Annotated in this window: 19 protein-coding genes; 4 read left to right on the top strand and 15 right to left on the bottom strand. The window is 54.1% G+C overall.

Going from position 1 to position 24,835, the window contains the following annotated elements; translation table 11 throughout:
• Positions 1-334 precede the first annotated feature (334 nt).
• Positions 335-1,132: a patatin-like phospholipase family protein gene (locus tag NSQ80_RS05410; RefSeq protein ID WP_009226443.1), complete on the bottom strand. Its 798-nt coding sequence runs from the start codon at positions 1,130-1,132 to the stop codon at positions 335-337.
• Positions 1,133-1,347: 215 nt separating this feature from the next.
• Between NSQ80_RS05410 and NSQ80_RS05405 the strand changes: the two genes are divergently transcribed.
• Positions 1,348-2,019: an SOS response-associated peptidase gene (locus NSQ80_RS05405; protein WP_009226442.1), complete on the top strand. Its 672-nt coding sequence runs from the start codon at positions 1,348-1,350 to the stop codon at positions 2,017-2,019.
• A 110-nt stretch (positions 2,020-2,129) separates the two neighbouring features.
• On the opposite strand, the gene NSQ80_RS05400 is transcribed toward NSQ80_RS05405, so the two are convergent.
• Both NSQ80_RS05400 and NSQ80_RS05395 read right to left on the bottom strand, forming a co-directional pair.
• The gene (locus tag NSQ80_RS05400; protein WP_260069883.1) at positions 2,130-2,402 is read right to left on the bottom strand and encodes a DUF6171 family protein; all 273 of its coding nucleotides are present in this window, start codon (positions 2,400-2,402) and stop codon (positions 2,130-2,132) included.
• Positions 2,403-2,408: 6 nt separating this feature from the next.
• Positions 2,409-3,905: an alpha-N-arabinofuranosidase gene (locus tag NSQ80_RS05395; RefSeq protein WP_323075971.1), complete on the bottom strand. Its 1,497-nt coding sequence runs from the start codon at positions 3,903-3,905 to the stop codon at positions 2,409-2,411.
• A 187-nt stretch (positions 3,906-4,092) separates the two neighbouring features.
• Here NSQ80_RS05395 and NSQ80_RS05390 point away from each other — a divergent pair, with 187 nt between their 5' ends.
• Positions 4,093-5,001: an ArsR family transcriptional regulator gene (locus NSQ80_RS05390; protein WP_323075970.1), complete on the top strand. Its 909-nt coding sequence runs from the start codon at positions 4,093-4,095 to the stop codon at positions 4,999-5,001.
• A gap of 82 nt (positions 5,002-5,083) precedes the next feature.
• On the opposite strand, the gene NSQ80_RS05385 is transcribed toward NSQ80_RS05390, so the two are convergent.
• The 6 genes from NSQ80_RS05385 to NSQ80_RS05360 all read right to left on the bottom strand — a co-directional run bounded on the left by NSQ80_RS05385 (position 5,084) and on the right by NSQ80_RS05360 (position 13,266).
• A complete protein-coding gene (locus NSQ80_RS05385) occupies positions 5,084-6,220 on the bottom strand; it encodes a glycoside hydrolase family 88 protein (RefSeq protein WP_339301698.1) in 1,137 nt (378 codons plus the stop codon).
• A 29-nt stretch (positions 6,221-6,249) separates the two neighbouring features.
• Positions 6,250-8,070, bottom strand: a complete 1,821-nt coding sequence (locus NSQ80_RS05380; protein ID WP_339301696.1) for a heparinase II/III family protein — start codon at positions 8,068-8,070, stop codon at positions 6,250-6,252.
• 42 nt (positions 8,071-8,112) lie between these two features.
• Positions 8,113-9,996: a DUF2264 domain-containing protein gene (locus NSQ80_RS05375; protein WP_339301694.1), complete on the bottom strand. Its 1,884-nt coding sequence runs from the start codon at positions 9,994-9,996 to the stop codon at positions 8,113-8,115.
• Positions 9,997-10,031: 35 nt separating this feature from the next.
• Positions 10,032-10,871, bottom strand: coding sequence for a carbohydrate ABC transporter permease (locus tag NSQ80_RS05370; protein WP_009226435.1), 840 nt, complete (start codon positions 10,869-10,871; stop codon positions 10,032-10,034).
• A gap of 12 nt (positions 10,872-10,883) precedes the next feature.
• On the bottom strand, positions 10,884-11,822 hold the full coding sequence (locus tag NSQ80_RS05365; protein ID WP_339301691.1) for a sugar ABC transporter permease: 939 nt from the start codon (positions 11,820-11,822) through the stop codon (positions 10,884-10,886).
• A 100-nt stretch (positions 11,823-11,922) separates the two neighbouring features.
• Positions 11,923-13,266, bottom strand: a complete 1,344-nt coding sequence (locus NSQ80_RS05360; RefSeq protein ID WP_260069912.1) for a sugar ABC transporter substrate-binding protein — start codon at positions 13,264-13,266, stop codon at positions 11,923-11,925.
• Positions 13,267-13,591: 325 nt separating this feature from the next.
• Here NSQ80_RS05360 and NSQ80_RS05355 point away from each other — a divergent pair, with 325 nt between their 5' ends.
• A complete protein-coding gene (locus tag NSQ80_RS05355) occupies positions 13,592-15,313 on the top strand; it encodes a sensor histidine kinase (RefSeq protein WP_260069890.1) in 1,722 nt (573 codons plus the stop codon).
• A 53-nt stretch (positions 15,314-15,366) separates the two neighbouring features.
• The gene (locus NSQ80_RS05350) at positions 15,367-16,989 is read left to right on the top strand and encodes a response regulator (RefSeq protein WP_339301689.1); all 1,623 of its coding nucleotides are present in this window, start codon (positions 15,367-15,369) and stop codon (positions 16,987-16,989) included.
• Here the strand turns inward: NSQ80_RS05350 and NSQ80_RS05345 are convergent, their stop codons facing one another.
• The 6 genes from NSQ80_RS05345 to groES form a co-directional block, all read right to left on the bottom strand.
• Positions 16,990-17,961, bottom strand: a complete 972-nt coding sequence (locus NSQ80_RS05345) for an ABC transporter permease (RefSeq protein WP_339301687.1) — start codon at positions 17,959-17,961, stop codon at positions 16,990-16,992.
• A 295-nt stretch (positions 17,962-18,256) separates the two neighbouring features.
• Positions 18,257-19,345 carry a Gfo/Idh/MocA family oxidoreductase gene (locus tag NSQ80_RS05340; RefSeq protein ID WP_009226295.1) on the bottom strand — a complete coding sequence of 363 codons (1,089 nt, stop codon included), beginning with the start codon at positions 19,343-19,345 and terminating at the stop codon, positions 18,257-18,259.
• Complete coding sequence (locus tag NSQ80_RS05335) at positions 19,342-20,376, bottom strand: helix-turn-helix domain-containing protein (RefSeq protein ID WP_339301685.1); 1,035 nt, start codon at positions 20,374-20,376, stop codon at positions 19,342-19,344. The genes NSQ80_RS05340 and NSQ80_RS05335 overlap by 4 nt, the downstream gene beginning before the upstream one ends.
• Positions 20,377-20,414: 38 nt before the next feature.
• Positions 20,415-21,404, bottom strand: a complete 990-nt coding sequence (locus NSQ80_RS05330) for a Gfo/Idh/MocA family oxidoreductase (protein WP_339301683.1) — start codon at positions 21,402-21,404, stop codon at positions 20,415-20,417.
• A 242-nt stretch (positions 21,405-21,646) separates the two neighbouring features.
• Positions 21,647-23,266 carry a chaperonin GroEL gene (gene groL, locus NSQ80_RS05325; protein WP_009226292.1) on the bottom strand — a complete coding sequence of 540 codons (1,620 nt, stop codon included), beginning with the start codon at positions 23,264-23,266 and terminating at the stop codon, positions 21,647-21,649.
• 57 nt (positions 23,267-23,323) lie between these two features.
• Positions 23,324-23,605: a co-chaperone GroES gene (gene groES / locus NSQ80_RS05320; protein ID WP_016313170.1), complete on the bottom strand. Its 282-nt coding sequence runs from the start codon at positions 23,603-23,605 to the stop codon at positions 23,324-23,326.
• Between the last annotated feature and the right edge of the window lie 1,230 nt (positions 23,606-24,835).

Here is a 24,835-nt window from a genome sequence, read left to right as displayed (position 1 = left end):
GCCTGGTAGGAATAGAAATAAGGTCTCCTCGTTCCGTTAGCTTTTTTACGCCTAAGGAAATGGAAGAAGCCACCCCTGGTACGGAGTGGCTTCTTCATATCTATATCAATTAAAGAAGAGGGAGTATCTAAAGAATAGCATCGGTTTCTTAAAGGAACATTACAGAAACCTGAAGATCAGCTTAAAAATTCTCCAGCTCCTCGTTTCCAACCGTTTGGCCCCAATCGCAATCAGCGTCGCCCATGGTTGTCGTATCGGATGCAGCGCATGGAACTCCCCCATTTTTGTTCTTCTAAATCGGTCAAAACAAATATTCGGAATTCACCAGCTTCCTTCAGAGGAAATCCGGCTTCACCCGCTTCACCTCAGCCTTGAGCTCATCCATCATGCCCTCAGCCGCTTCCTCCCCTGCCTTGATGCAATCGGCCATTTTGGAAAAATCAAACGCGGACACATGACCGACATCCGGTCGGATGACGATATCCGCTAACCGCAGGCTGGTATGCTTCCGTTCGGCGGTCATCAAACTGTAAGAGCGGTAAACGACCTCAATCATATTGCGGGGCGGCTTCTTCTCATGCTCGCGCGTCACATCCACCGCAATTATCAGTCCCACATCCTTCCGCTTCAGCTCCTGGACGGGCAAGTTGTTTAGCACCCCGCCGTCGACCAGCACCTGATCGTCCCGTACCAGCGGAGCAAATACCCCCGGAAACGCCGTCGTTGCCCGCAGCGCCGTTCCCAAATCGCCCTTATCCAAAATCACCTGTTTGCCTTGCATCAAATCCACGGCAACCGCCTTAAACCGAATGGGGAAATCCTCAATCTTCAGCCCATCCTTCCCATGTTGCCTCAAGAGATCGTTGACGGTTTGGTAGATTTTGTTCCCGCCGATCAGCCCGCGTTGGCGAATTCCTAGATCCATCAGCCGGTATTTTGGCGTGTGATACAGCAAGTCCTCGATGTCCTCTGCCGGAATGCCTGCAGCATACAAGCCTCCGATCGCACCGCCCATGCTTGTACCAACGATCGCGTCCACCGGGATTCCGTGCCGTTCGAACGCCTTCAACACGCCCAAATGAGCGAGTCCCCGTACGGCCCCGCCGCCTAACACCAAACCTACTTGTTCCATGGATGATCTCCCCGCTTGTCGTCTTTTTACTAAAAATACATATTCTTTAGCTTAGGCGGAAGTTCCTTCCGGCTAAACAAAGCAGCCCCGAATCGATAGAGACATCGACCCGGGGCTGGCAGGCCTGTAAGCAAATCGATTACAATGGATACAACAAAATGTGAATCCACGAATCACGAATACCACGAATAGATCCATACAATGGAGGTCTCCCCATGTGCGGCCGTTTTACGATTACGCTTCCTCTGGACGAACTGATAGTCCGGTATCTCATCATGGAAAACCGGCTGGCGAAATTCGCCCCGAACTATAATGTAGCGCCGATGCAATTCATCCCCGCCGTCATTGCGGGCAAGCAGGGCAATCGGCTGGGCGAGCTGCGCTGGGGCCTGGTGCCGTTCTGGGCGAAGGAGGATAAGATCGGCGCCAGCATGATCAACGCCCGCGCCGAGTCGCTCCCGGACAAACCGGCGTTTCGGAAGCTGCTGACAACCCGGCGCTGCCTCATCCCCGCTGACGGATTCTACGAATGGCAACAGCGGGCCGGAGGCAAGCAGCCCTATCGGATCGTCATGAAGGACGGGAGCCCCTTCGCCTTTGCCGGCCTGTACGACATCTGGAGCGATCCGCAAGGAAACAAGCTGGCAACCTGCACGATCATCACCACGGAGCCCAACTCGCTGATGGCTGAGATCCATAACCGGATGCCCGTGATCCTGCAACCTGAACATGAAGCCGAGTGGCTGGCCCGGGACAACACGGATACGGGATCGCTGCTAAAGCTGCTTCAACCTTACGATGCCGCAAAAATGCGGGCTTACCCCGTATCCCCAGCCGTTGGGAACGTGCGCAACAATACGAAGGAACTGTTGGAGGAGGCGAAATAGCCTGACCTGAACTCCCCCATACCGAAATCTCTCCATCCGAAAAAAGGGCTTCGCCTTTGCGCGCAAGCAAGGTTCTACCCTGCTGCCATAAAGTCGAAGCCTCTTTCATGTTATGCCTCGATGCTCGCCCACAATCCGCCGCCCGGCAGCGGGCAATGCCGCTCCTTCAGCCAGGCGACCACCGGGATGATACAACCGCAGACCGTGCAGGTCATCCCGTCCATCAGCTTTGGACACGCTTCGCAAACGCGCAGCCTATCCTGATACTGCTCCTCGCTTACCCTGCGCTCGGGCGCAAACGCCGTCGTCTTCAACAAACGTTGGATCTGCTCCTCCGTCACCCGGAAATCGTCCCGGCACACTCTGCATGACGTATCCGCCATCCGACGTTAATCCCTCGCCGCCAGTTCTAGCGTCGTCACCGATTTAGCCGGCAAATCAACCGTCAGCTTGCCGCCATCCAGTTGAAACGACTCAAACGGCTGCGGCTTTACGGCCTCCGGCTGCGCAAACGTATTATGGGCATCGATCGAATCGCCGGTCAACGTGGTGCCGGTCACCGCCAAGCTGCTGCCTGCCAAGCCCCGAATGTCGATCGTCACCTGTGTATTCGCATGAGGCTGCAGGTTACAGAAGCTGAGATGGATCTTCCCTTCGGCATCCCGCGACGCAGTGGCGGTCACCGCCGGAATCTCGCTGCCCTCCAGCTTGTAGCTGCCTGTTTCCAGCGACAGATCCAGCAGCTCGGCGTCCTGGTGAACCTTATACATATCGAATACATGGTACGTTGGGGTCAAGATCATTTTCTCGCCTTCCGTCAGGATGACGGCCTGAAGCACGTTGACGGTCTGGGCGATATTTGCCATCCGCACGCGCTCGTTATGTTTGTGGAAAATGTTCAGCGTAAGCCCGGCGACAAGCGCATCACGCATCGTATTTTGCTGATACAAAAATCCCGGATTGGTCCCCGGCTCCACATTGTACCAGGTGCCCCATTCATCCACAATCAATCCGACCCGGCCTTCCGGATCGTATTTATCCATGATCGTGCGGTGGCGGGTAATCAGCTCATCCATGCGAAGCGCTTTTTGCAGCGTGGCAAACCAGGCGGACTCGTCGAACCCGGTCGCCGGCCCTTTATCCTGCCAATTATCGGTTGGCAGCGTATAGTAGTGCAGCGTGATGGAATCCATAAACCGTCCGGCTTCCCGCATCAGCACGTCCATCCAGTTATAATCGTCTGAGTTTGGACCGCAAGCGATCCGGTGAATCCGGTTATCCCCATAGTTGCGGACGTACGTCTGATACCGGCGGTACTCGTCAGCATAATATTCCGGGCGCATATTGCCGCCGCAGCCCCAGTTCTCGTTGCCAACGCCAAAATAAGTCACCTTCCACGGCTCCTTGCGTCCGTTTTGCGCCCGCAGCTCCGCCATCGGCGATACGCCGTCAAAGGTCAGATATTCTACCCACTCCGACATTTCCTGGACCGTTCCGCTGCCAAGGTTGCCGTTGATGTAGGGCTCGCAGCTCAGCTGCCGGCAGAGCTCCATAAACTCGTGGGTCCCGAAATGGTTATTTTCCACCACACCGCCCCAATGGGTATTGACCATCCGCTTACGTGCTTCCTTCGGACCGATGCCGTCCTTCCAGTGATATTCATCGGCAAAGCAGCCGCCCGGCCAGCGCAACACCGGAATCCGGATTTGCTTAAGCGCTTCCACAACATCGTTGCGAATGCCATGGGTATTTGGAATCGGGGAATCCTCGCCAACCCAAATCCCTTCGTAAATACAGCGGCCTAAATGTTCAGAGAAATGACCGTAAATATTGCGGTTAATCGTTCCTTTGCCGGAATCGGCGTTTAACACTCCTTGCAGTGGCATCCGTCATTTCACTCCTTAGTTAATATAAATATTAATTAAATAACTATTCGACTAATATTATAGGCGTCTGACCGCAAACTCGTCAATGAAACTTCCAAATTAATCAAGGACATGGAAGATGCTTGTCAAACTTATAACTTTTCGTTAATATAATGATTAACTAAAATTCGGGTGAGGTGGAGGCATCATGAAACTTGATTTATCTGAACAATCGCTGCCCGTGTATGAGGCGCTGGCGAGCCCGGTTCGTCTGCACATTCTGCGTCTGTTAGCCAACCGCCCGATGAACATTAAGGAGTTAGCCGCTGCGGTCGGGCTGTCCAGCGCGATCATGACCATGCATGTGCGCAAGCTGTCTGAATGCGGACTAGTCGCCACCCATATGGCACCCGGCAAGAGCGGCCTGCAGAAGATTTGCTCGCTTGCTGTCTCCGGCGCAGAAATCCAGTTTCCGGCGCAGGCGGCAGCCGAGCGCAAGAGCTACCGGGTTGAAATTCCGGTAGGCCATTACTCCGATTTTCACATCGAGCCAACCTGTGGCATCGCAACGACCGACAAGATCATCGGAAGCTTTGACGATCCCCGGTACTTCTGGGACCCGGAACGGATTCATGCTGCGATTCTATGGTTTGGTACGGGATATATCGAATACAAAACCCCCAATTACTTGCTGTCCTCCCAGAAGCCCGAGGAGCTGGTCTTTACGATGGAAATCGCGTCCGAAGCCCCGGGAACGAAGGACGATTATCCATCGGATATTACGTTTACCTTAAACGGCAAGCTTTTGGGCACCTGGACGAGCCCTGGCGATTACGGGGAGCAGCCGGGAAAATATACCCCGGAGTGGTGGCCAAGACAAGCGAATCAATATGGGCTGCTGAAACGGCTGCGCATTACGGCAGACGGTACGTACATGGACGGCTTGAAGATGTCCGACGTCACCCTTCACGACATTGACATTCGGCAGAAGCAATGGACGCTCCGCTTATCCGTGGAGCCGGACGCCCGTTATCCGGGCGGCTTGACGTTGTTTGGCAAGGGCTTTGGCAATTATGGTGAGCATCCAAGCGCGGAAGTGTTTTATGTAGAGAAATAGGCATAGAAAAAATAAACAGGGTTGCTCCAATCGCTATCAGATGCGATTGTATAGCAACCCTGTTTTCATATCTGCGTCCGCCTCATTCCCAATACGTCGGCCCGCCGCCCTTCAGCCGGGCGAGCCCTTCCACAAAGAAATAATCGCCGTAAATCAGCGGAACGTCGATGTTCGTCCCCTGCGGGTAGTTGCTCGTCCCGTGCAGGATCAGCCCCTCTTCCGCCGGGTCGTCCCACGCGCCGTAGTTGTCGTACAGCGACTCCAGAATGCGTTCGCCGGCTTCGCGGTACTTGGTAGCGGCCGTTCCTTCGCCGCCAAGCTTCTCCGCCAGCAGCAACAGCCCGCTGGCCGCGCAGGCACCGGCGGACGAGTCCCGCAGCTCGCGCAGCTCTTCCGGCGCGCGGAAATCCCAAGCCGGCACCTGATCGTCCGGCAGCTGGCTGAGGAAGAAATCCGCCGCCCGCTTCGCGGCGGACAGATACTCCGGCTTACCGGTGTGGTGGAAGCCCAGCGTCAAGCCGTAGATCGCCCAGGCGGCCCCGCGCGACCAGGCCGACTCCGGCGCGTAGCCTTGGCCGCCTTGCGGCCCAACCCGCTCGCCTGTGACCGGGTCAAAGACCACGATATGATAGACCGAGCCGTCGTCGCGAACAAAATGATGGAGCACGGTGTCCAAATGCGCTTCAGCGACATGCGCGAATCGGGGATCGCCGCTCTCCCGGGACGCCCAGAACAACAGCGGCAGGTTCATGCAGCAATCGATGATCGCCCAGCCTTCATTCCGCTCCCCTTCCTTCCACGGATTCCAGGCCCGAATATAGCGCCCCTTCAGATTAAAGCGGGCCGCCAAATAGTTCGCAGCCTTCAGCGCCCGAATGCGCGAGATTTCACTCCCCGTCAGCTTATAGGAAGCGATGCTGGTCAGCGTCCACATAAACCCCAGATCGTGATCAAGCCGCACGTAGCCGTCCAGCACCTCATCCAGCTTGGTCTCGCATTCTTGTGCCAGCGCTTTCAATTCCTCCCGGCCGCTTCCCTCATACAGCAGCCACAGCAAACCCGGCCAGAAGCCCGCTGTCCACCAGGCCGGCTCAGCCAGATCATAAACCCCGCCTTTGCTGGCGTGCGGAAACCCGGAGCCAATTCTCGCCGTGTTCCGCAGCGTTTTGTCCAGCGACTTCGTCCAGGCCTCTTCCACCCATGCCCTTTCGTTTCCCATATGCATATGACCTCGTTCCTCCATTCTCCTTATTGCCGGGCGAATTGAAAAAGAAAGTTAACGCCAAATCCCGCTTCCGGCTGCTTAACCCGAAAATCCAACGCGTACCATATCGAATCCTTCCCATAATGATCCCGGTAGGTTCGTGCCTTAATCTCCGCCTCCAGCTGATTCGGGTCGTAATACAGCTCCAGCGCCAGCCGGCCTCGAACGAAACGAAGCAGCCCCGGGCTGGCCATCTCCGGCTGAATCGGGCTCACAAACCGCTCCGTCAGACTGTCCGGCGCTTCCGTAAACCGGAAGTCGTCCCGAAGCGCCAAGCTAGGCAGCTCCGTCTTGTTCCAAACCCAACTTCGGTTGAAGGACTGCAGATTTTCGTCCTCATAGGCGCCGGACAGCTCCAAGGTGAACTCGCACGCTTCCGCAGACGTGTCGCAGCGAATCATCGAAGCTGCTCTTTCCCGTCCCTCCTGCTGCATACGACCGTTGATGATCGGGACGGAATGCCCTTGCGAGCCGTTACAGTCATATCCATACCGGGCCTCGCCAAAATAATCCCGCGTATATTCCCCGCACCCGAGATCGGACAGAAAAAACGCGCCTCCGCCCGCCAACATGAAATGGCCCAAGTCGTTGTGATTATGCGATTCCCCGTTGTGCCCGCCTTTTGCGGCAAAACCAAACGTATCCCCTGCGGTTGTAAAGCGCGAGATCAACCAGCCGGCGTCCTCAAACACAAAGTCGCCGTCTCTCCACTCCGCCGTGCCTGCCGCCTTGCAGTCCCGCCAAATCAGGTTGCGCAGCGCCGGCGCCCAGCGGCTGCAGTGATCCTCGCGGTAATCCGCATGGAGCAAGGCAGGCGGAGCTTCCACCTCCGCGTACCGCTCCGCAAGGTAATGCGACAGCCCGGGCTGGACGCTCCCATATGGCTGCGCGTCGGAGAAGTTAGCGACCAGCCGGCCGCCCAGAAAGCATTTTTGCTGGAACTCGGCAATTCGCCGTACCTTGTCCTCGTTGAACCAATCCCGTTGCCCCCGGCTTCGCTTAAGCAGCAGGTCGGCATAATACACAAAGTAGCCAAACCCGTAGTTCCAGTATCCCAGCCCTTCCGGACAACCGCCATCCTCGCCGAAGCCTTGCAAATAGAAGCCCATGCTGCGCTCGGTTTTCTCCAAAATCTGAGCCAGCCGGGCGTGGTCGCGCTGTTCTGTCATCAGCAGCAGCGCAGCCGAACCAATCGAGCCAGCGCAAACCGCCGACCAGTTGTTCGTCAGCTCCTCCCAATGGTAAGGGCCTTTCTCAAGGAATGGCCGGAACAACCGTTCATCCACCAGTTCGGCGATCCGCACCCGCAGCAGCTCCGGTAGACGCGTGCCTAGCAGCAAAGATAACTCGGCTAGCGCAAACCCCGTCTCCGCCGAGAACAGGTCGATGGTCTCCGAGACCGGACGCTTCGCATCCACATGCGCGGGCAAGCACCAGGTAAACTCGCTGCAGATCGCCCAGATGGCATCCCGCAGCGCCGCTTCGTACGCCGCCGACTCCGGTTCAAGCAGCGACAGAAAGGCGAAGGTGTTCAGCCGCCGCCGCTTCTCAAAATACACCCGCTCATACTCCAGCCGCGAACCCTGAACGGCAAATAAAGAAAACAACGAATAGGTCAGCTCTTCCGCTGGGGACTTCAGCAGCCGCTCCCCCTCGCTCCGGATCACTTCAAGCTCGGCCGGGGCCTCCGGCGCCTCGCGCAGCGATTCCCAAAACGCCAGCCCGCTGCCGTGCGGATAGTAATCATCAGCCTTCAAAGGGATCAGGCTTTCAGCCAGCTGCTCCCAGCCCTCGCGAACGTTCATCAGCATTCCTCCTTCCACCGCAGCCCAAAACAGCGGCGTTAACTAAGCCAGCTCAATATGGATTTCGTTCCCCGAGCAGGTCGTTATCACGATCTCCCGCTCTCCTATCGCGAGGTTTAACGCATCAAGCGTAATTGGTTGCCATGAGGCTCCCGGCGACGGATCGCCGTAAACCGCCGACGCGAGCAGGTGTACCCCCGGTTCCAGGGAAGCGAGGAGCGTGGGAAGAACGGTGCGAGGATACAGAACATTGGTATTGGCGTTCGGGCGAATCAGCTCGACCGATTCGAAGCCAAGCAAGCTTTGCACCCCGCTGGCTCCAAAGGGGCTTGCTGCTCCCGCAGCGATCCGGCCCTCTCCACTCTTCTCTTTTAGCTCCGCCAGCCCTGTCCGTTCCGTCCCCTCGATCCACTCCGTCAACTCCGTTTCCACCCCCAGCGCGAATCCTCCCTCCGCGATGTCGAGCGGTCGTTTCGTCTCGATGCGATGAATCCGCACATGCCAGGGGAGTCCGGCAACGATCCAGGAGCGCACCTCTACGTCAGACCAAGGTTTCCATAACGCATACAGCACGTTATCCTGAATTGACGTGTCCAAGTTCCGGCGTCTTACCCGGTACAGGTTATCTCCCTTTTCGCTGAGCGCCAGTATGGAGTCAAACGCACCTTGGGACAAGCCCCACTCCGCGCGCGGCACACTAAACCCGAACCCGGTGGAATACACAAGTTTCTCGTATTTGGCCGAGGTATGGGTGTGCTCGTTCGTGCCGCGATGGCCGGTGTTGAAGGCCGCTACATGACCGGTCGCAGGATCGCGGGCCAGCACAAGATGCGCCGGGCGCTGGACCTTCAGCGCCGGCAGCTCCGGCAGCGGCAGCTCCTCCGCCGTCCAGAACGGATGGTCCTCCGGCAATGCCAGCGGCAGAAACGCTTTCAGCGCCCAATACGGCGAACCGGGCGAATTGTAGTTCTCCGCCATCACCAGGTTTGGATAAGCGTAACCCACCGTAAGCAGCCCCTCGGAACTGCGAATGGGCCGGCTTAACCACCAGCGCAAATTGCGCAGCACCAGCCCCTTTAATACCCCCATTGGCAACACGTCCACACCGGCATAAGCCAGTGCGCTCCAGAAGGCGGATTGGGCGAAACGGTAGGTTAAGCTGCGTCCGTACGGCAGCGCTGCCCCGTCTGGGGCGAACCAAGCGAGAAAAGCGTCGGCGAACAACGCGGCCCGCTCTTTATACACTTGCGAACGCTGCGGATCTTCCTCTTCCATGATACGCGCATAGAGCAGCCCGTAATAGTGAAAGGCAAACGGGACGTAATAGTCGCTGTGTCCCCCGACACCGTCGCTGTACCAGCCGTCCTCCAGATAAAACGCGTCCAGCCGGTCCAAATTCCGCTCCAGCTGCTCCGTATCGTAAGGCAAGCCGGCTTTGCGGAAGCCCACATTCACCAGTACGTTAAAGAACAACCAATTGCAATCGTAACAAGGATGCTGGTTCATCTGATTCAGCCAGCTGTACAGCCGGTCACGCTCTTCCGGGCGAAGCGGTTCCCAGATGTGTTCCGGGATCAACGCCAGTGCAAATCCAAAAACCGCCATCTCCACGAGCCGTTGATCATAATCGCCAACCTCGCCCCAATACTCCTGATGCTCCGGGTTCGTGCCGCAGCGAATGCCGTCCAGGACGACGTCCCATAACTCACTGCTGCCGCCGCCGGCAAGCAGCGGCACCAATCCCCACAGCACCCGGGAGAACCCTTCCATCTCCGCTACAGCCGCCGGGTAGGACACCCCGCTCTTGCCAAGCACAAGCCGGGCGCCGCCTTCGCTATAGAACGGCCGAAGGGGACGCACCAGCTCTTCCAAAACGTTCACCATATCGCTGCGCGTTTGGAGCGGAGCATTAACCGTTACTTTCATTTCCTCAACTCCTTTTTATCCGGGACCATGATCTATTACCCCTTAATACCGGACGAGGCCACGCCCTGCACGAAATATTTTTGCAGCGCCAGGAAGACGATCAGCACCGGAATGATAGAAATGACGCTGGCGGCCATAATTAAGCCATATTCAGCGGAATACTGCGTAATGAACATCCGCAGCCCGATTTGGATCGTTTTGAGTTCCGTCTTGGTCAGGTAAATCATCGGCCCGAGGAAATCGTTCCACGTATTGACGAACGTGAAGATCGTCAGCGTGGACAGCGCCGGCTTCGAGAGCGGAAGCATGATTTTCGCCCAGATCCCGTATTCGTTTAATCCGTCAATGCGCGCCGCTTCGCAAAGCTCATCCGGGATGCCTTGATAGAACTGGCGCATCAAGAACACGCCAAAGGCCGAGAACGCCTGCAGAAAAATAATCGCAAGATGGGTGTTGTTTAACCCCATGGAGCGCATCATGATAAACTGCGGAACCATGTAGGCCTGCCACGGAATGGCGATGGTGGCAATATAGCCAAGAAACAGCGCATGTCTCCCTTTGAACCGCAGCTTCGAGAAAGCATACGCCGCAAAGCTGGAAGTCAGCAGCTGAAGCAAAGTGACGATCACCGACAGCTTCGCCGTGTTGTATATAAACCGGCCGAGCGGGATCCGCGTCCAGATTTCCACGTAGTTCTGCCACCTTGGAGCATCCGGGATCCACTGCATCGGGAACGAGAACACATCCTTATTTAATTTAAGCGAGGAAGACAGCATCCACGCATAGGGAACAAGCATGCACAGCACAACGACCGCGAGCACCAGGTACGCAAAAATCTTGGCAACGACTTTGACTTGTTTGTTAGCTCCTGTCATTTTTGCATCCTCCTATTGTCCGTACTTCTTCTCGCCCTGAAATTGAATCAAGGTGATCCCCAGAACGAGCAGGAACAGCACGATCGCCATAGCGCTGGCGTACCCGTAATCCAGCGAGCGGAACGCGGTATTATAGATTTGATAGACAAGTACCCGGGTCGAGTTGTTCAGCTGATTATCAGCACCGGCAAACAGGTTGATAAAGATGTCGTACACTTTAAACGAATTGATGATCAGGATCATCAGTACAAAGAACGTGGTAGGTGCCAGCTGCGGGATCGTCACGTTGACGAATCTTTTCCAAGGACCGGCCCCGTCCAGCTCGGCAGCTTCGTACAGTTCGGGATTCACTCCCTGCAAACCTGCCAAATAAATGACCATATAGTAACCCATATTTTTCCATACTGTAAAAAGAACGACCGTAAACATCGCCCAATCTTTATCTGCGGCCCAGCGGGGCAAATCCTCAATCGGGATCCCGGTGATCGCGTGCAGCAGATTGTTCACCGGCCCCATCGTAGGGCTGAACACGAAATTCCAAACGGCTGCCACGGCAACCAGCGAAGCGACATAGGGGAAGAAGAACACGGTCCGCATAAAGTTGCGGCCGAACAGCTTCTGATTCAACAGGATCGCCAGCGCCAGCGCACAGACCATCGTTAACGGCACAACGCCAATCGTATAAATAATGGTGTTCCAGAAAGCTTTGTGAAAGGTGCTGTCATTTAGCAACCGGGAAAAATTGCGCAGCCCCACGTACTCCATCGGGTTGGCCCCGTCCCATTTCACAAAGGCGAGCACAAACGCATAAACCATCGGCACCAGCGTAAACACGGCAAAGCCGATGAAGTTGGGGGCAATAAAGCTGTACGCCACCAAATGATCTTTGACGTTCTTGGATAACGCGCTTCTTTTAACCACTTTGGTTCCTAACACGGGTTCATTCTGCATGATTTCTCCTCCAAACCAACTTGTGCTAGAGCATTGGGAAAAAAAGGCGGGCTTTCAAGCCCGCCCCTGGCAGCATCAAAATCTCCTGCGAGATCAGCGATTAGTTATTGAGTACCTCTTGCACCCGTTTCTCCATATCTGCCAACCCTTCGTCGATGGTCGCATTTTTCGTCATGATGTTGTCGTGTGCTTCGTTCAGGATGACATCGATGTCCGCACTCTTCTCATGCAGCGGCATTTCCAGATAGGTTCTTTCGGTCGTCAAAGCTTCTTTGCTGTTCTCGTCCGTCGGGAAGCCGTCCATGGAAGCGATGGAGTTGACCACTTCATCGTTTTTGATCGCCGGAATCGTACCCGTGGATGCGATCACCGCTGCGCCTTCTTCACCGGTGACGAATTTCAGGAATTCTAAAGCCGCTTCTTTGTTGGCGGACTTTTGGTTCACGGCCAGGGAAGTAATCGTTCCCAGCGTTGTCCCGGCGGGTACGCCGTCCGGATGCGGATATTTCACGATCCCCCAGTTTGTAGCCTGGGATTCACCGCTCTTCACCTTGTCGATTTGCGTAGCGATAAACCAGCTGCCCATGTTCATCATCGCAACGGAATTATTGTAGAATACGCCGGAATAGTGAGTGCTGGAGGTCTTTAACGTAGCGTAGTCCATCACGATGCCGTCGTCTTGCTGTTTCAGAATCCGTTCGTAAATCGGTTTCAAGAATTGATAGTTGCCATCCACGATGGTGTTCTTTCCGTCCAGGATGCCAAACAACTGAACTGCACTGCGCCAAGTGTGGTAATGCGCGCCGTATACTTTTTCCGAGCCGCTGCCGGACGTCAATTTACGGGCCAACTCGTCGTATTGATCCAGCGTCATATCGTTGGTTGGATAAGGAACTCCGGCTTTATCAAACAGGTCCTTGTTATAATAAACGACCCAGAAGTCACTGCGGAAAGGCAGCGCGTACACATCGCCGTTCATTTGAATTTGCTCAACCGTTCCGCCGTAGAGGGAAGTATCAATGCCTTGGGTGTCAATGAAGCTCTTGAGCGGCTCTAGGTGGTTCTGCTTCACCAGGTTGACGTAGCCCGGTATGTCCTTGATGGTCAGAATATCCAGGGCTGCACCGCCAGAGAGCTGTGTGCTGAGCATCGTCATGTAGTCGGTAGAGCCAAGGTCAACATATTCGATCGTTACGTTCGGATGGTCTTTCTTATAAGCGTCGATCAAAGGCTGGTAGTAAGCGGTTGCCTCCCAGTCCCACAGCGCCCATTTCAGCGTGACCGGCTTATCGCCCGTCTCATTGGAAACGCTTGCAGAATTGTTCGTTTGAGGCTCTGTGGTATTCGCTTTGCCCGAGTTTCCGTTGTTGCCGGAACAGCCTGCCAGCAGACCCATAAGGAGAACGGCCGCCAAGGTAATACCGAATACTTTCTTTCGTCTCATCTTCAAACCCCTTTTCCTCCTGTTTTCCAGATCGGCAACGCCGAATCCTTAGGTACATGGTATCGAAATCCGAAATGTAAGGGCATACATTTTTGCGTTCATTTCCTACACTTTTCTATTCGCTTCTTCAAGAAACGGATGAAAAGCTGTAAAATCATACTCAAAAGATGTAAAAATGGTTGTTTATGATCCGGGCCGCTGCTGATGAAGTCAACTCATGTTATTGTAGTTTATATCGGTAAAAACTCGCAGTGATCTTACTCCGGACGAGGTGATCGACACGCGCGCAAGAAAAGCCACTATCAAAAGCCGGATCATCCTGATCATGACCATGTTTGCCTTGCTGATCGCAGGGATTCTGTCTTTTTTCAGCTATGAGCTGATCTCGTATTTTCAGCGTAAAACGACCATTCAGGCGACGGAATTCAACCTGCAGCTCGTCTCTCACATCATCGATCAAGATCTCAATAACTTGAACACCTTGGCTTTAACCAGCAGCACGAACTCGCCTACCAATCAACTGATTCAGAACTATTTCATCTCGCCGGACGCCAGCGCCAAAGACAGGCTGAATGTCTTCTTATCGATGCAGGAGGACTTCCGGGTTAACCGGTCCAACAGCTACGTGCGTCGCCTGATCATCACGGATCACCAAGACAAGTTTATTCAGGTTGACAATTCTGGAAGCGCTTCAGTTCCGCTGAATATCCATAATATTACCCAGTTGCCCGGCCTGTCCGCAGATGCGAAGGAAGCTTGGGAACGCGTGATCCAGGACCCATTCTCCCGCTCCAGCGGCATCCCGATCGTGCTGCCGATTTACGGTGAACGGGCTGCACGCATTGGGACGGTCTATCTTCTGGCTAACACCTCCGTGATCACCGATAAGCTAAAAGGATACAGTCTGCCGGAGGGCTCTGAATTGCTGCTTACCCTCGGCAGCCAAACATACCGCATTGAAGGGGACAAAGTGCAGCCGCTCGAAAGCCCTTACACCGTGTTGCCGTACGACAAAAGCGAGGCCACCGGGGCGCTCACCAAGCTCGAATGGATGGAGCAGGACGGAGAACGTCAAATCTCCGTGTCCTATCCGGTCCGGGAAGGCGTTATGCTGTCCCAGACGCTGGACAAGAAGCAATTTGCTCCGCAGCTGAACGCTTGGCTGCTGCTGATGATTGGCGCATCCGTGCTGGTGATCGCATTAAGCGGTTTTATAATGTTGTATTTAACTCGCACGATCAGCCTGCCCGTGGAAAAGCTGCGGAAACGGATCGATAAGATCGCGCAAGGCAATTTCTTTATCGACCGGAATATCGAATGGAACAGCGAGCTGGGGGATGTGGGACGCGGCATCAACCGGTTGTCCCAAGACATTTTGATGCTGATGGAATCCCGAGTAGCGGACGAGAAGCAGAAGCAGGAGCTGGAATATCGGATGCTGCAAAGCCAGATCAGCCCTCATTTTCTCTATAATACACTTAATTCGATCAGATGGATGGCTACAATTCAGAACGCTACGGGAATCGCGGAAATGGTCACCTCCTTATCGCGGCTGCTGCGCAGCATCGCCAAGGATCAACGCAAGCTGGTTCCGCTGCGGGAAGAGCTTAGCTTGATGAACGACTATTTCCTCATTCAAAAATATCGCTACGGCGGTACGATTACAATGGAACAGATTGTTGAAGACGAGGAGCTCCTTTCCAGTCTAGTTCCCCGCTTTACGCTGCAGCCGCTGGTGGAGAATGCGATTTTTCATGGGATCGAACCGAAGGGACGCGGCAACATTACGGTGATGGTAGCCAAAACCGGGTACGACGTGCGGATTACGATTGAGGATAACGGCGTGGGGATGAGTGAAGCCCAAATTGATGCGATCTTGTCCAAGCAAGAAGAACCCGGCTCCAAAGGCCTGTTTGAAAATATCGGACTCCGCAGCGTACACGACCGTCTGCGTCTGACCTTTGGGGATCGATACGGTCTCTCCATCGAAAGCAAGCTAAACGAATTTACCAGAATGCACTTGCTGTTGCCTTACCGGAAGTCGTGACCTCCGTCTTTTACAACTTGTCGTTATCGTAAACCCCGGAAGGAAGTGATCGTATGATTAAATTGCTGATTGCCGATGATGAGGCGCTTGTCTGCATCGGCCTGCAGTCCATGCTCAAATGGGAAGATTATCAGATCGAAATCGTTGGTATCGCCCACAACGGCGCCCAGGCTGAGGAGATGATCGAGTCGCTGCGTCCCGACCTTGTGATTTCCGACATTAAGATGCCGGTCAAAACCGGTCTGCAGGTCGCCGAATCCGTGCGCAGCAAAAATGGCCGGATTCCGCTCTTCATCTTCTTAACGAGCTATGAGGAATTCGAATATGCGCGTCGCGCCATTCATCTGCAGGCGGCGGATTATTTGGTCAAGCTGGAGCTGACCCCGCAGATCCTGGCCGAATCCGTCCAGAAGGCCGTAGCCATACTGGGGGAATATAAAACCGCAGAGAGCTACCCCAGTATGCTGTACCGCAGCAATTTGCATGCGCTGCGTGATAAATTTTTTATCCGCCTGTTTAATCAGCTGTTCGAGAACAAAAATCAGTTCCTTCTGCAAAAAGACGATCTCGAACTGGATTTATCCGCTCCTGCCTACCTCGTCTGCTCCTGCCGGATTCAGGGGCCGGAGAGCGTTCCCCCGCGCGGGGATAAGCTGGTCGCTTTGTGCTCCAGCACGGTGCAGATGGCCAAGGATACGCTCGCGTCGTCGCGACCCTGCTTCGTGACCAGCCTGGATTTACGGAACTTCGCGATTGTGCTGCCCCTCTCGGATCCAGACCCGCAGCGTTGGATGCCGGAGGTAGAGGAGCTCCTGCACCATATGGCAGAGGTTCTTCATTCCTATTTCAACGTGAAAATTATCGGCGCGGTTGGGAATGCCGTGGAGGACCCGTACATGCTGCACGAGAGCTACCTGGCTGCCCGCCGGGCGCTGCCTTTTGCCCTTGACCAGCAATCGTTTGTTTTCTTCACCCAAAGCGAAGCGGCCCATCTGGCTTCCCCAGGAGTAGACGCCATCATCTCTCGCTCGGAGATCCGCCGCGCCTTTGAGGAGCTGGATACCCACGCATTGCATACTATGATCACGAATCTCATCGACCGGTTTAACGGCCGGCCCGAGCTGCTTGTGCCTGCTACCGATGCGGCTTGCAATATTTTATATATGGCCACCTCTTTGCTGGCAGACGGTGAGAACGTAGTCGAGCAAATTTTCGAGAACGAGCCGGAGGGGTACCGCGCGATCTATAAAAAGCAAACCACCCAAGGTGTGATCGATTGGCTCGTGCAATTCCGGGACGGTTGCTGCGAAATCCTGTCTTCCCGCAAGCAGAGCTACAAAGAACAAATCGTCCGAAACGTGCAGGACTATGTGAAACGGAATTTGAGCAGCAAGCTGTCCTTAAATCAGGTGGCGGATGTTTTTAACTTCAGCCCCAATTACTTAAGCCATCTGTTCTCCAAAACGGCCAAAATCAATTTCGTGGAATACGTCACGGAGACGAAAATTGCGGCGGCCAAGGAAATGATGGTTCGCGGGGAAGGCCGGATCTATGAAATCTCGCAAAAGCTGGGATATGAGAGTGCGTTTTATTTTAGCAAAGTGTTCAAAAAAGTAGAGGGTATATCGCCGCGGGAGTTCATGCAGCGCTTGAACAGCTCGTTGCCTTCCGGCTGATCATTGCCGCAGGATGCCCTTTCGATGGATCTTCACCCGAGGATCAACGATCGTGTAGAGCAAGTCCGCCAGAAAGTTGGCGACCACTACAAAGGCGGAGATAATCAGGATGATCACAAGAAGCAAGGGATAATTCCGGGATTGCGCAGAATAGACCGCCAAGCTTCCTAGACCCTCCCAGTTAAAAACGTTCTCTACCACCGCGGCACCCGAAATCAGGGTCGGTAAATCCAGCATGATGATGGTAATGACGGGGATTAAACCAACTCTTAACGCATGTCGATAGGTGACTCTTCGTTCCGAAGCCCCTTTGGCGCGAGCCAGATTCAGAAATTCAGAAGGCAGCACCTCGATTAGGCTGGTGCGGACCATTTTCATATAATAAGCAATCAATCCGATCGTGACTGTAGCAACCGGGAGTACCATGTGGTAGATGAGGTCGTCCAGCTCTCCTTTTTTGTTCGGGGTATGCATGCTGCTTGGCGGGAACCAAAACAATTTGAAGGCAAAAATCTCCTGCAGCCAATGCCCCAGCACAAACGCGGGAATGCTGTACCCAACCAGGCTTAGGATCAGGCCAAGTTTATCCGATAGCCCATCCTGCCGTCTGCTGTTATAGATTCCCCACGGAATAGCGATCATCAAAGCAATGATCATGGACGTGCCTAACAAGGTGAAGCTGTTCCAGACATATCTCCAGATGTACAGATTAATTGGGATCTGGTTATATTCCAGACCAAAGTTCCCATGCAGCAGGTCATTGATCCACCGGAGATATTGCTGGTAAATGGGCAAGTCCAGACCATAGAGAGCTTTCTGTTCGTTTGCGAATTGGAGCTGCTCTTCGGTCATCCCAATGCTTAGGGACCAGATGTTCCCTGGCATAAAACGCATCGCACAAAAACATACGCTCATGACGATAAATAACACAATCACCGAATAAATGGCACGGCGAATCAGATAAGTCCACATCCGCATCCTCCTGAACCCCTAATTTGTCACTTATTCTAACATAGATGAAATGAAAGATGGCTTATATCATTGTAAATCGAATGTTAAATTTTCATAGTTTTCACGATATGTTAGATAAAAGATCGATTTGCAATCATATATATCCCTCCTTTTCCATAAAATCCCTTATATAGTTCTATAGTTCGACAAGAAGTCTCTTGAATCCTGCCTCCCCCCTCATTTCTGGGACATAACATAAACAGCCCCTGCCAAGAAGCGCAGGGACTGTTGAGATATGCTTTATATCGATGATAGATTAATCATTTCGCGGCAGTTCTACAGACACCTCGCGGCCCAATTCAGCGGAACGCAGCACGCCGTCGATAATCGCCTGTTGGATCAAAATTTGCTCGCCGGGGATCGGCGCAGGACGACCGTCGCGAACCGCTTCTGCGAAGTCTCGGACCTTCTCGTCGAACAGGTTCAATTTGTGCTCGATGAGTGGAATCGGGGTCTGGGTGTTACGTCCGTATTCGTCGTGGTACAGCGTAACTGAACCTACCGAGCCGTCCCATACGCCGGACCATGGACCGCTGCCTGCCGGCGTGATTTTGAGCCCCGCATCGGTACCAAGGAACATCGTTGCGCCTAACGTGTCCATGTGCATCGCCCAAGAGATTTTGAACTGCAACACAAGATCGTTCTCGAAGCGAACCATCGCCACGCCAAAGTCCTCTACCTCGAATCTGGACGCTTCAGGATGATAGAGCGGGTTACGGCCAAAATGGTTCGACGTAAAAGCAGATACCGAAAGCGGACGAGGATACCCCAGCGTATTCAGCGCCATGTCCAGCGAATAGCAGCCGATGTCTGCCATCGCCCCGGCTCCCGCCAGCTTCTTGCTGATAAACGTGCCTCCCGGCATGCCACGCCGACGGCCGCCGCCCGTCTCGGCGTAGTAGACCTTGCCTAAACGCCCGGATTGCACAATTTCCTGCAGCAGCTTCATATTCGGGTCATAGCGGGGCTGGAACCCGATGGACAACATGTTGCCGGTGTCGCGCGCAACCTGGGTCATTTCCAGCGCCTCCGCCAACGTGACGGACATCGGCTTCTCCAGCAGCACTTGCTTGCCCGCCTTCAGCGAATCGACCGTTGTCTCATGGTGCGAGACGTTTGGCGTACAGATGCTGACGGCATCCAACTCTTGCTCGAGCAGCTTGCGATGGCCGTCATAGGCTGCTGCGCCAACCAATTGCAGCGCCTCCACGAAATCCGCGGCTTTGCCCGGAATCACGTCGGCGACTGCCACGATCTCTACGAACGGAAGCTTCCGGTAAGCCGCTACGTGGGCTTTGGCAATTCCGCCACTTCCAATAATGCCGATACGCAATTGTTTACTCATATGCTCGCTTCCTTCTCTCGTTTGGAATGGGGCGCCGAATGCTCGCCCGCATGCATTTTGCGGTACGCGCTTGGCGTCACTTCGTACTTGCTCTTGAACACCGGATACAGATAATTGGGATTCGCGAAACCGTGGGCAATGGCGATCTCCTCAATCGCTTTGTCTGTCAGGAGCAGGTCCGAACAGATCGCGGTCAGCCGCGTATGCTCCAAATAATCGCGGAACGTCGTCCGCCCTTCACTGCGGAAGATCCGCTGAAGCTGCCGGGGACTGATCCCGATTGCCTCCGCAACCTGCTCCAGCGAGATCGGCATGCTCTCGTTGTCCTGAATGTATTGCGTGGCCAACTTGTAGCGATGGAAGCTCATATCCCGTTCTGGAATTCCCCTTCTGTCGTCGGCCCGGTCCAGCACGCGAACGGTGCGCAGCAAAATCTGCACGATTTCCTGCTTCAGCAGCGTGTAGAAGCCGATCGGCTGCTCCTCCAAAATACGGTACGCCTCCAGAAAACCGCTCATCGCATGGAACCGGTCAACGACCGGTGCGATGGGCAAACGATCCAACGAGGTGATGCACTCCTCCGCCTCCGCTGCCTCCAACTCGTCTCCCCAGCCGCCGGGCTGGGCGTCCGCCTCCAGCGGCTCGATCTCCAAATGAAGACAAAGCTCATACATCGGATCTTCCGGGTCCGATTCCTGGTAATGCACCAGATCCGGTCCGGTCAAATAGAACATGCCCTCGTGGAGATCATAGGTCTGGTCGACGAGAATGACTTTGCCTTTGCCTTTCGGAATATAATGAAATTCATAGCCCGAGTGCTTATGAAACTGAATGATATGTCCAGGAGGAAACGAGGCCAGATGGCAGCGCAGCACGCGAATGCCGTAACCACCCCAGCGGAATTGCAGCTCCAGCCGGTCGAGTGCATCCTGCCTTTCCGCCATTCTGGCGTACGGAAAAGGACTTGCGCTCCCCGCCGCTTTACGGTCAACCGGCTTCTTCCCTGTCGATTCGCGATGATCTGCCCGCATCTTGATCCCTCTTTTCCTTCAATGGTCATCTGTTATGTTTATTCAGCCAGTTCGTCGATCCGGATCGGCCGGCCTTCCGCTACCGAACGATTCGATGCTTCCATGAGTTTAGTCAGATCCACAGCCGCTGCGATATTGTCCGTCGCCTCGGTGCCTTGCTTGATATGTTCCACCCATTGGCTGAACGCATAAGGTAATCGGTCCTCCAGCGCCAGCTTCTCCCATTGTCCGCTCCCGCCGTTGTAACGAACGACAGGAACCTCATCCGGGAACCCGTACAGCAGCGTGCCTTCCGTTCCGTGAAGCTCGATGGAGAACGGCGAGTGGCTGTTCACGAAGCCCGCTTCGGCGATGCCAAGCGCGCCTTCCGCATAACGCAGGATGGCTACGGCATTGTCTTCGACTTCCTTGCCCGTCACATAACCGAAATTCGCACTTACACTTTCGGGCATACCCAAAAAACGCCGTACCAGGTACATCGGATGGCAACCCAAGTCAATGAGGGCGCCGCCGCCGCACTGCTCCTTCGAGAAGAAGTGCTCGGGCAGCCAGTTCGCGGTCGCGCCGTTATGCGACAGCCGCACCCGCGCCATGGTTAGCTTGCCGAGCTTGCCGCCTTGAAGCACGCGGTCAATCGTCTGCGTATAGCCGTCGTACAGGCGCGGCAGGGAAACCATCAGCTTCACCCCTGCTTTTCGAACCGCAGCAAGAATGTCCGATACTTCCTTCGCCGTAGGAGCGATCACTTTCTCCGTGAAAATATGCTTGCCCACCTCCGCCGCCTTCACCATGACCTCGCGATGCATATTCGTTGGTGCATCCACGATGACCGCATCGATGTCATCCTGCGCGAGCATCTCATCCAGCGAGGCATAATACGGTACTCCGTACTGCGCCGCTTTGGCCTGCCCGCGTTCGGGAAGTTCATCCCAGATCGCGGCCAGCTCCGTCTCGGGATGCTCTAGTGCCTGCTTCGTGTAATCTTCTGCATGAACATGCCAATAGCTGATTTTGCCAATGCGAATCATTCGTTAGTAAGCCTCCTTGGTATTTGACTTAAAATATACGACAACATACACAGATTACACAACTTTTATAGCCATTATAATGAGCTTTCGTGCCATTTGAACTACAAATTGACGACATGAGGATATTGGTGGATTCGCTCCTGCTCTAATCTACACTGAGTGTTCATTTGCATATAATAATGAAAAAAGAAAAGAGGCCTCCCAAAAGAGAGACCTCTATAGGTTAGGCTTTACAGCCTATCTTACATCATGCCGCCCATTCCGCCCATGTCTGGACCAGCTGGTTTTTCTGGTTCTGGTTTGTCAGCGATCACCGCTTCAGTTGTCAGGAACAGGCCTGCAACGGAAGCTGCGTGTTGCAATGCGGAACGAGTAACTTTCGCAGGGTCAACGATACCTGCTTCGATCATGTTCACCCATTCGCCAGTAGCCGCGTTGTAGCCGATGCCGACTGGTTCTTTCTTCAGGCGATCCACGATAACGGAGCCTTCTTCGCCAGCGTTTGCAGCGATCGTACGAACCGGCTCTTCCAGAGCGCGAAGCACGATGTTGACACCCGTTTTTTCGTCGCCAGTTGCTTCAACAGCAGCTACTGCGTTGTATACGTTCACGAGGGCAACGCCGCCACCGGATACGATACCTTCCTCAACGGCTGCACGCGTAGCGTTCAGCGCGTCTTCGATGCGCAGTTTGCGTTCTTTCAGTTCAGTTTCCGTAGCTGCGCCGACTTTGATGACTGCTACGCCGCCAGCCAGTTTAGCCAGACGTTCTTGCAGTTTTTCTTTGTCGAACTCGGAAGTGGTTTCTTCCAGTTGCGCACGGATTTGGTTGACGCGAGCTTGGATGTCGGCTTTGTCGCCGCTGCCGTCCACGATCGTCGTATTTTCTTTCGTAACGATAACTTGACGTGCGTTACCCAGTTGCTCAATCGTCGTGCTCTTCAGATCCAGACCCAGTTTCTCCGTGATCACTTGGGCACCAGTCAGAGCAGCGATATCTTGCAGCATCGCTTCGCGACGGTCGCCGAAGCCAGGAGCTTTAACAGCTACCGCGCTGAACGTACCGCGCAGTTTGTTCACGATCAGCATGGCTTGAGCTTCGCCTTCGATGTCCTCAGCAATGATGAGCAGCGGTCTGGATTGTTGTACGATTTTCTCCAGAATTGGCAAGATTTCTTGCGTGCTGCTGATCTTCTTGTCGGTGATCAGGATGTATGGATTTTCAAGTACGGCTTCCATTTTGTCCGTATCCGTAATCATGTAAGGAGATACATAACCGCGGTCAAATTGCATCCCTTCAACCACTTCAAGCTCGGTTGCGAACCCACGGGATTCTTCAACCGTGATTACGCCGTCTTTACCTACTTTCTCCATGGCTTCAGCGATCAGTTCGCCAACTTCTTCGTCAGCAGCGGAGATTGCAGCAACTTGAGCAATCGATTGTTTGCCTTCGATCGTTTTGGAGATCTTCTTCAGTTCTTCGACTGCAGCGCGAACCGCTTTGTCGATCCCTTTACGCAGGCCGATTGGGCTAGCGCCGGCAGTAACGTTCTTCAGACCTTCACGGATCAGCGCTTGCGCCAGAACCGTTGCTGTAGTCGTACCGTCACCGGCTACGTCATTTGTTTTCGTCGCAACTTCTTTGACGAGCTGAGCGCCCATGTTTTCGAAGGCGTTGTCCAGTTCGATTTCTTTTGCGATCGTTACGCCGTCATTGGTGATGAGCGGGCTGCCGAATTTCTTTTCCAGCACAACGTTGCGGCCTTTCGGACCGAGCGTTACTTTTACTGCGTTTGCCAAAGCGTCAACCCCACGGAGCATCGCGTGGCGGGCGTCTTCACTGAATTTAATCTCTTTTGCCATTGTTCAATTACCTCCCATATAGTTGTGTAGATATTCGTTCGGATACGAATCGGCGGATTAGCCGATGATCGCGTGGATGTCGCTTTCTTTCATAATCAAATATTCTTTGCCTTCATATTTCACTTCAGTGCCAGCATATTTGGAGAAAATAACGCGGTCACCTTCTTTAACTTCCAACGGAACGCGGACGCCATCTTTCAAAGTTCCGCTGCCAACGGCGATGACTTTACCTTCCTGCGGTTTTTCTTTGGCTGTGTCTGGAAGCACGATGCCAAATGCCGTTGTCTCCTCTTGCTCGATCGGTTGCACGAGAACGCGTTCACCTAAAGGTTTGATCATGAAAAAACAGCCTCCTTTTAAATATGTGGTGTTATGTGTAGATGTTGTTATATATGTTAGCACTCAATCATCCTAAGTGCTAACAACCACTTTTATATTACTCAAGTTGCGAATAGATTTCAAGTTCCTTTGTACAAATTTTTTTCTTTGTTTCATGGGATGAAGTGCGCGCCTTCCTCATTGTATCCTTGAGCTTGGATAAATATTCCGAAGGAATGGACGAGCATGGCCCGCAGGATTACGGCGGCCTGGTGCCGGGGCTTGGGGCCGCATAAAAAGTGGGGAAGTCGCCGAGCAGCGTTTACGTCCGCCTTTGGGAGTTTGGGCGGCGAAAAGGTCGAGTTTGTAGCCCCCATAAGCGTTAGATTCACAACGCCCCCGTTTTGGGCCCAATAGCGTTGCTGGCAAGCGTTAGAGCGCAGGTTCGCTGTTGCTGCAGGTGTCTCGGCTGTCGCTGCTGTTGTTGCCACAGTCACTACTGTCACTACTGCTGCAGTTCTACTGTTGTTGTTCCGCAAGTGACTCTGGGGTCGCTAATTTAGTTACTCCGCGAGTTCCCTGTTGCCAACTATTGACGCTGCCGTCGCGCAAGTTACTTTTAACTGTTCATAGTTACTCCTAACTACTTCTAACTGCTCTTAATACTACGTCTCCTCTTCATTGCGCCTAACTGCGCTCCTGCTCCTAACCCACCGGGCGACGTGAACAGTTCCGGCTAACGTTTGCCACAGCGCTTATTTGGACCAAATGAGGGGGATTTCAATTCTAACGCTTGTCAGCGAGCTTATTTGCGCCAAAGGGCCCCGTTTCGAGGGCGAAACGGGCAAATAAGCTCTTCTCATAAGCGTTAGATTCTCTACGCTGCCGTTTTGGGCCCAATAGCGTTGCTGGCAAGCGTTAGAGCGCAGGTTCGCCTCAACGGTGTTCGCCGGAGCCCATCAACGCACACAAGTTCCCTCACCGAGTCAGCGACCCCCTAACCGCGAGATCGACTCGCTCACATGGCAGTGGCTCGCTCAGGTTACAGTGGCTTGCTCACGTGACAGCACTCGCTCACCGCAACAGCAAACCCGCACCGGGACTGACATGACTTTGTAACGCGTTTTATTGCAACGCTAGTGCTTTGGGAGCCATTTGCTACCACCTTCTCTTCGCTCCAATCAAGGCAAAGAGCGGACAACAGCGGCTGAGCGGCGACTCCACCTCTACAACTGCGGCCCACACGAACCC

Origin of the sequence: Paenibacillus sp. FSL K6-2441 (assembly GCF_037964765.1) — a bacterium.
GTDB lineage: Bacteria > Bacillota > Bacilli > Paenibacillales > Paenibacillaceae > Fontibacillus > Fontibacillus phoenicis.
The sequence above is the reverse complement of the archived record's forward strand: the minus strand, read 5'-3'. Positions and strand labels throughout refer to the sequence as shown.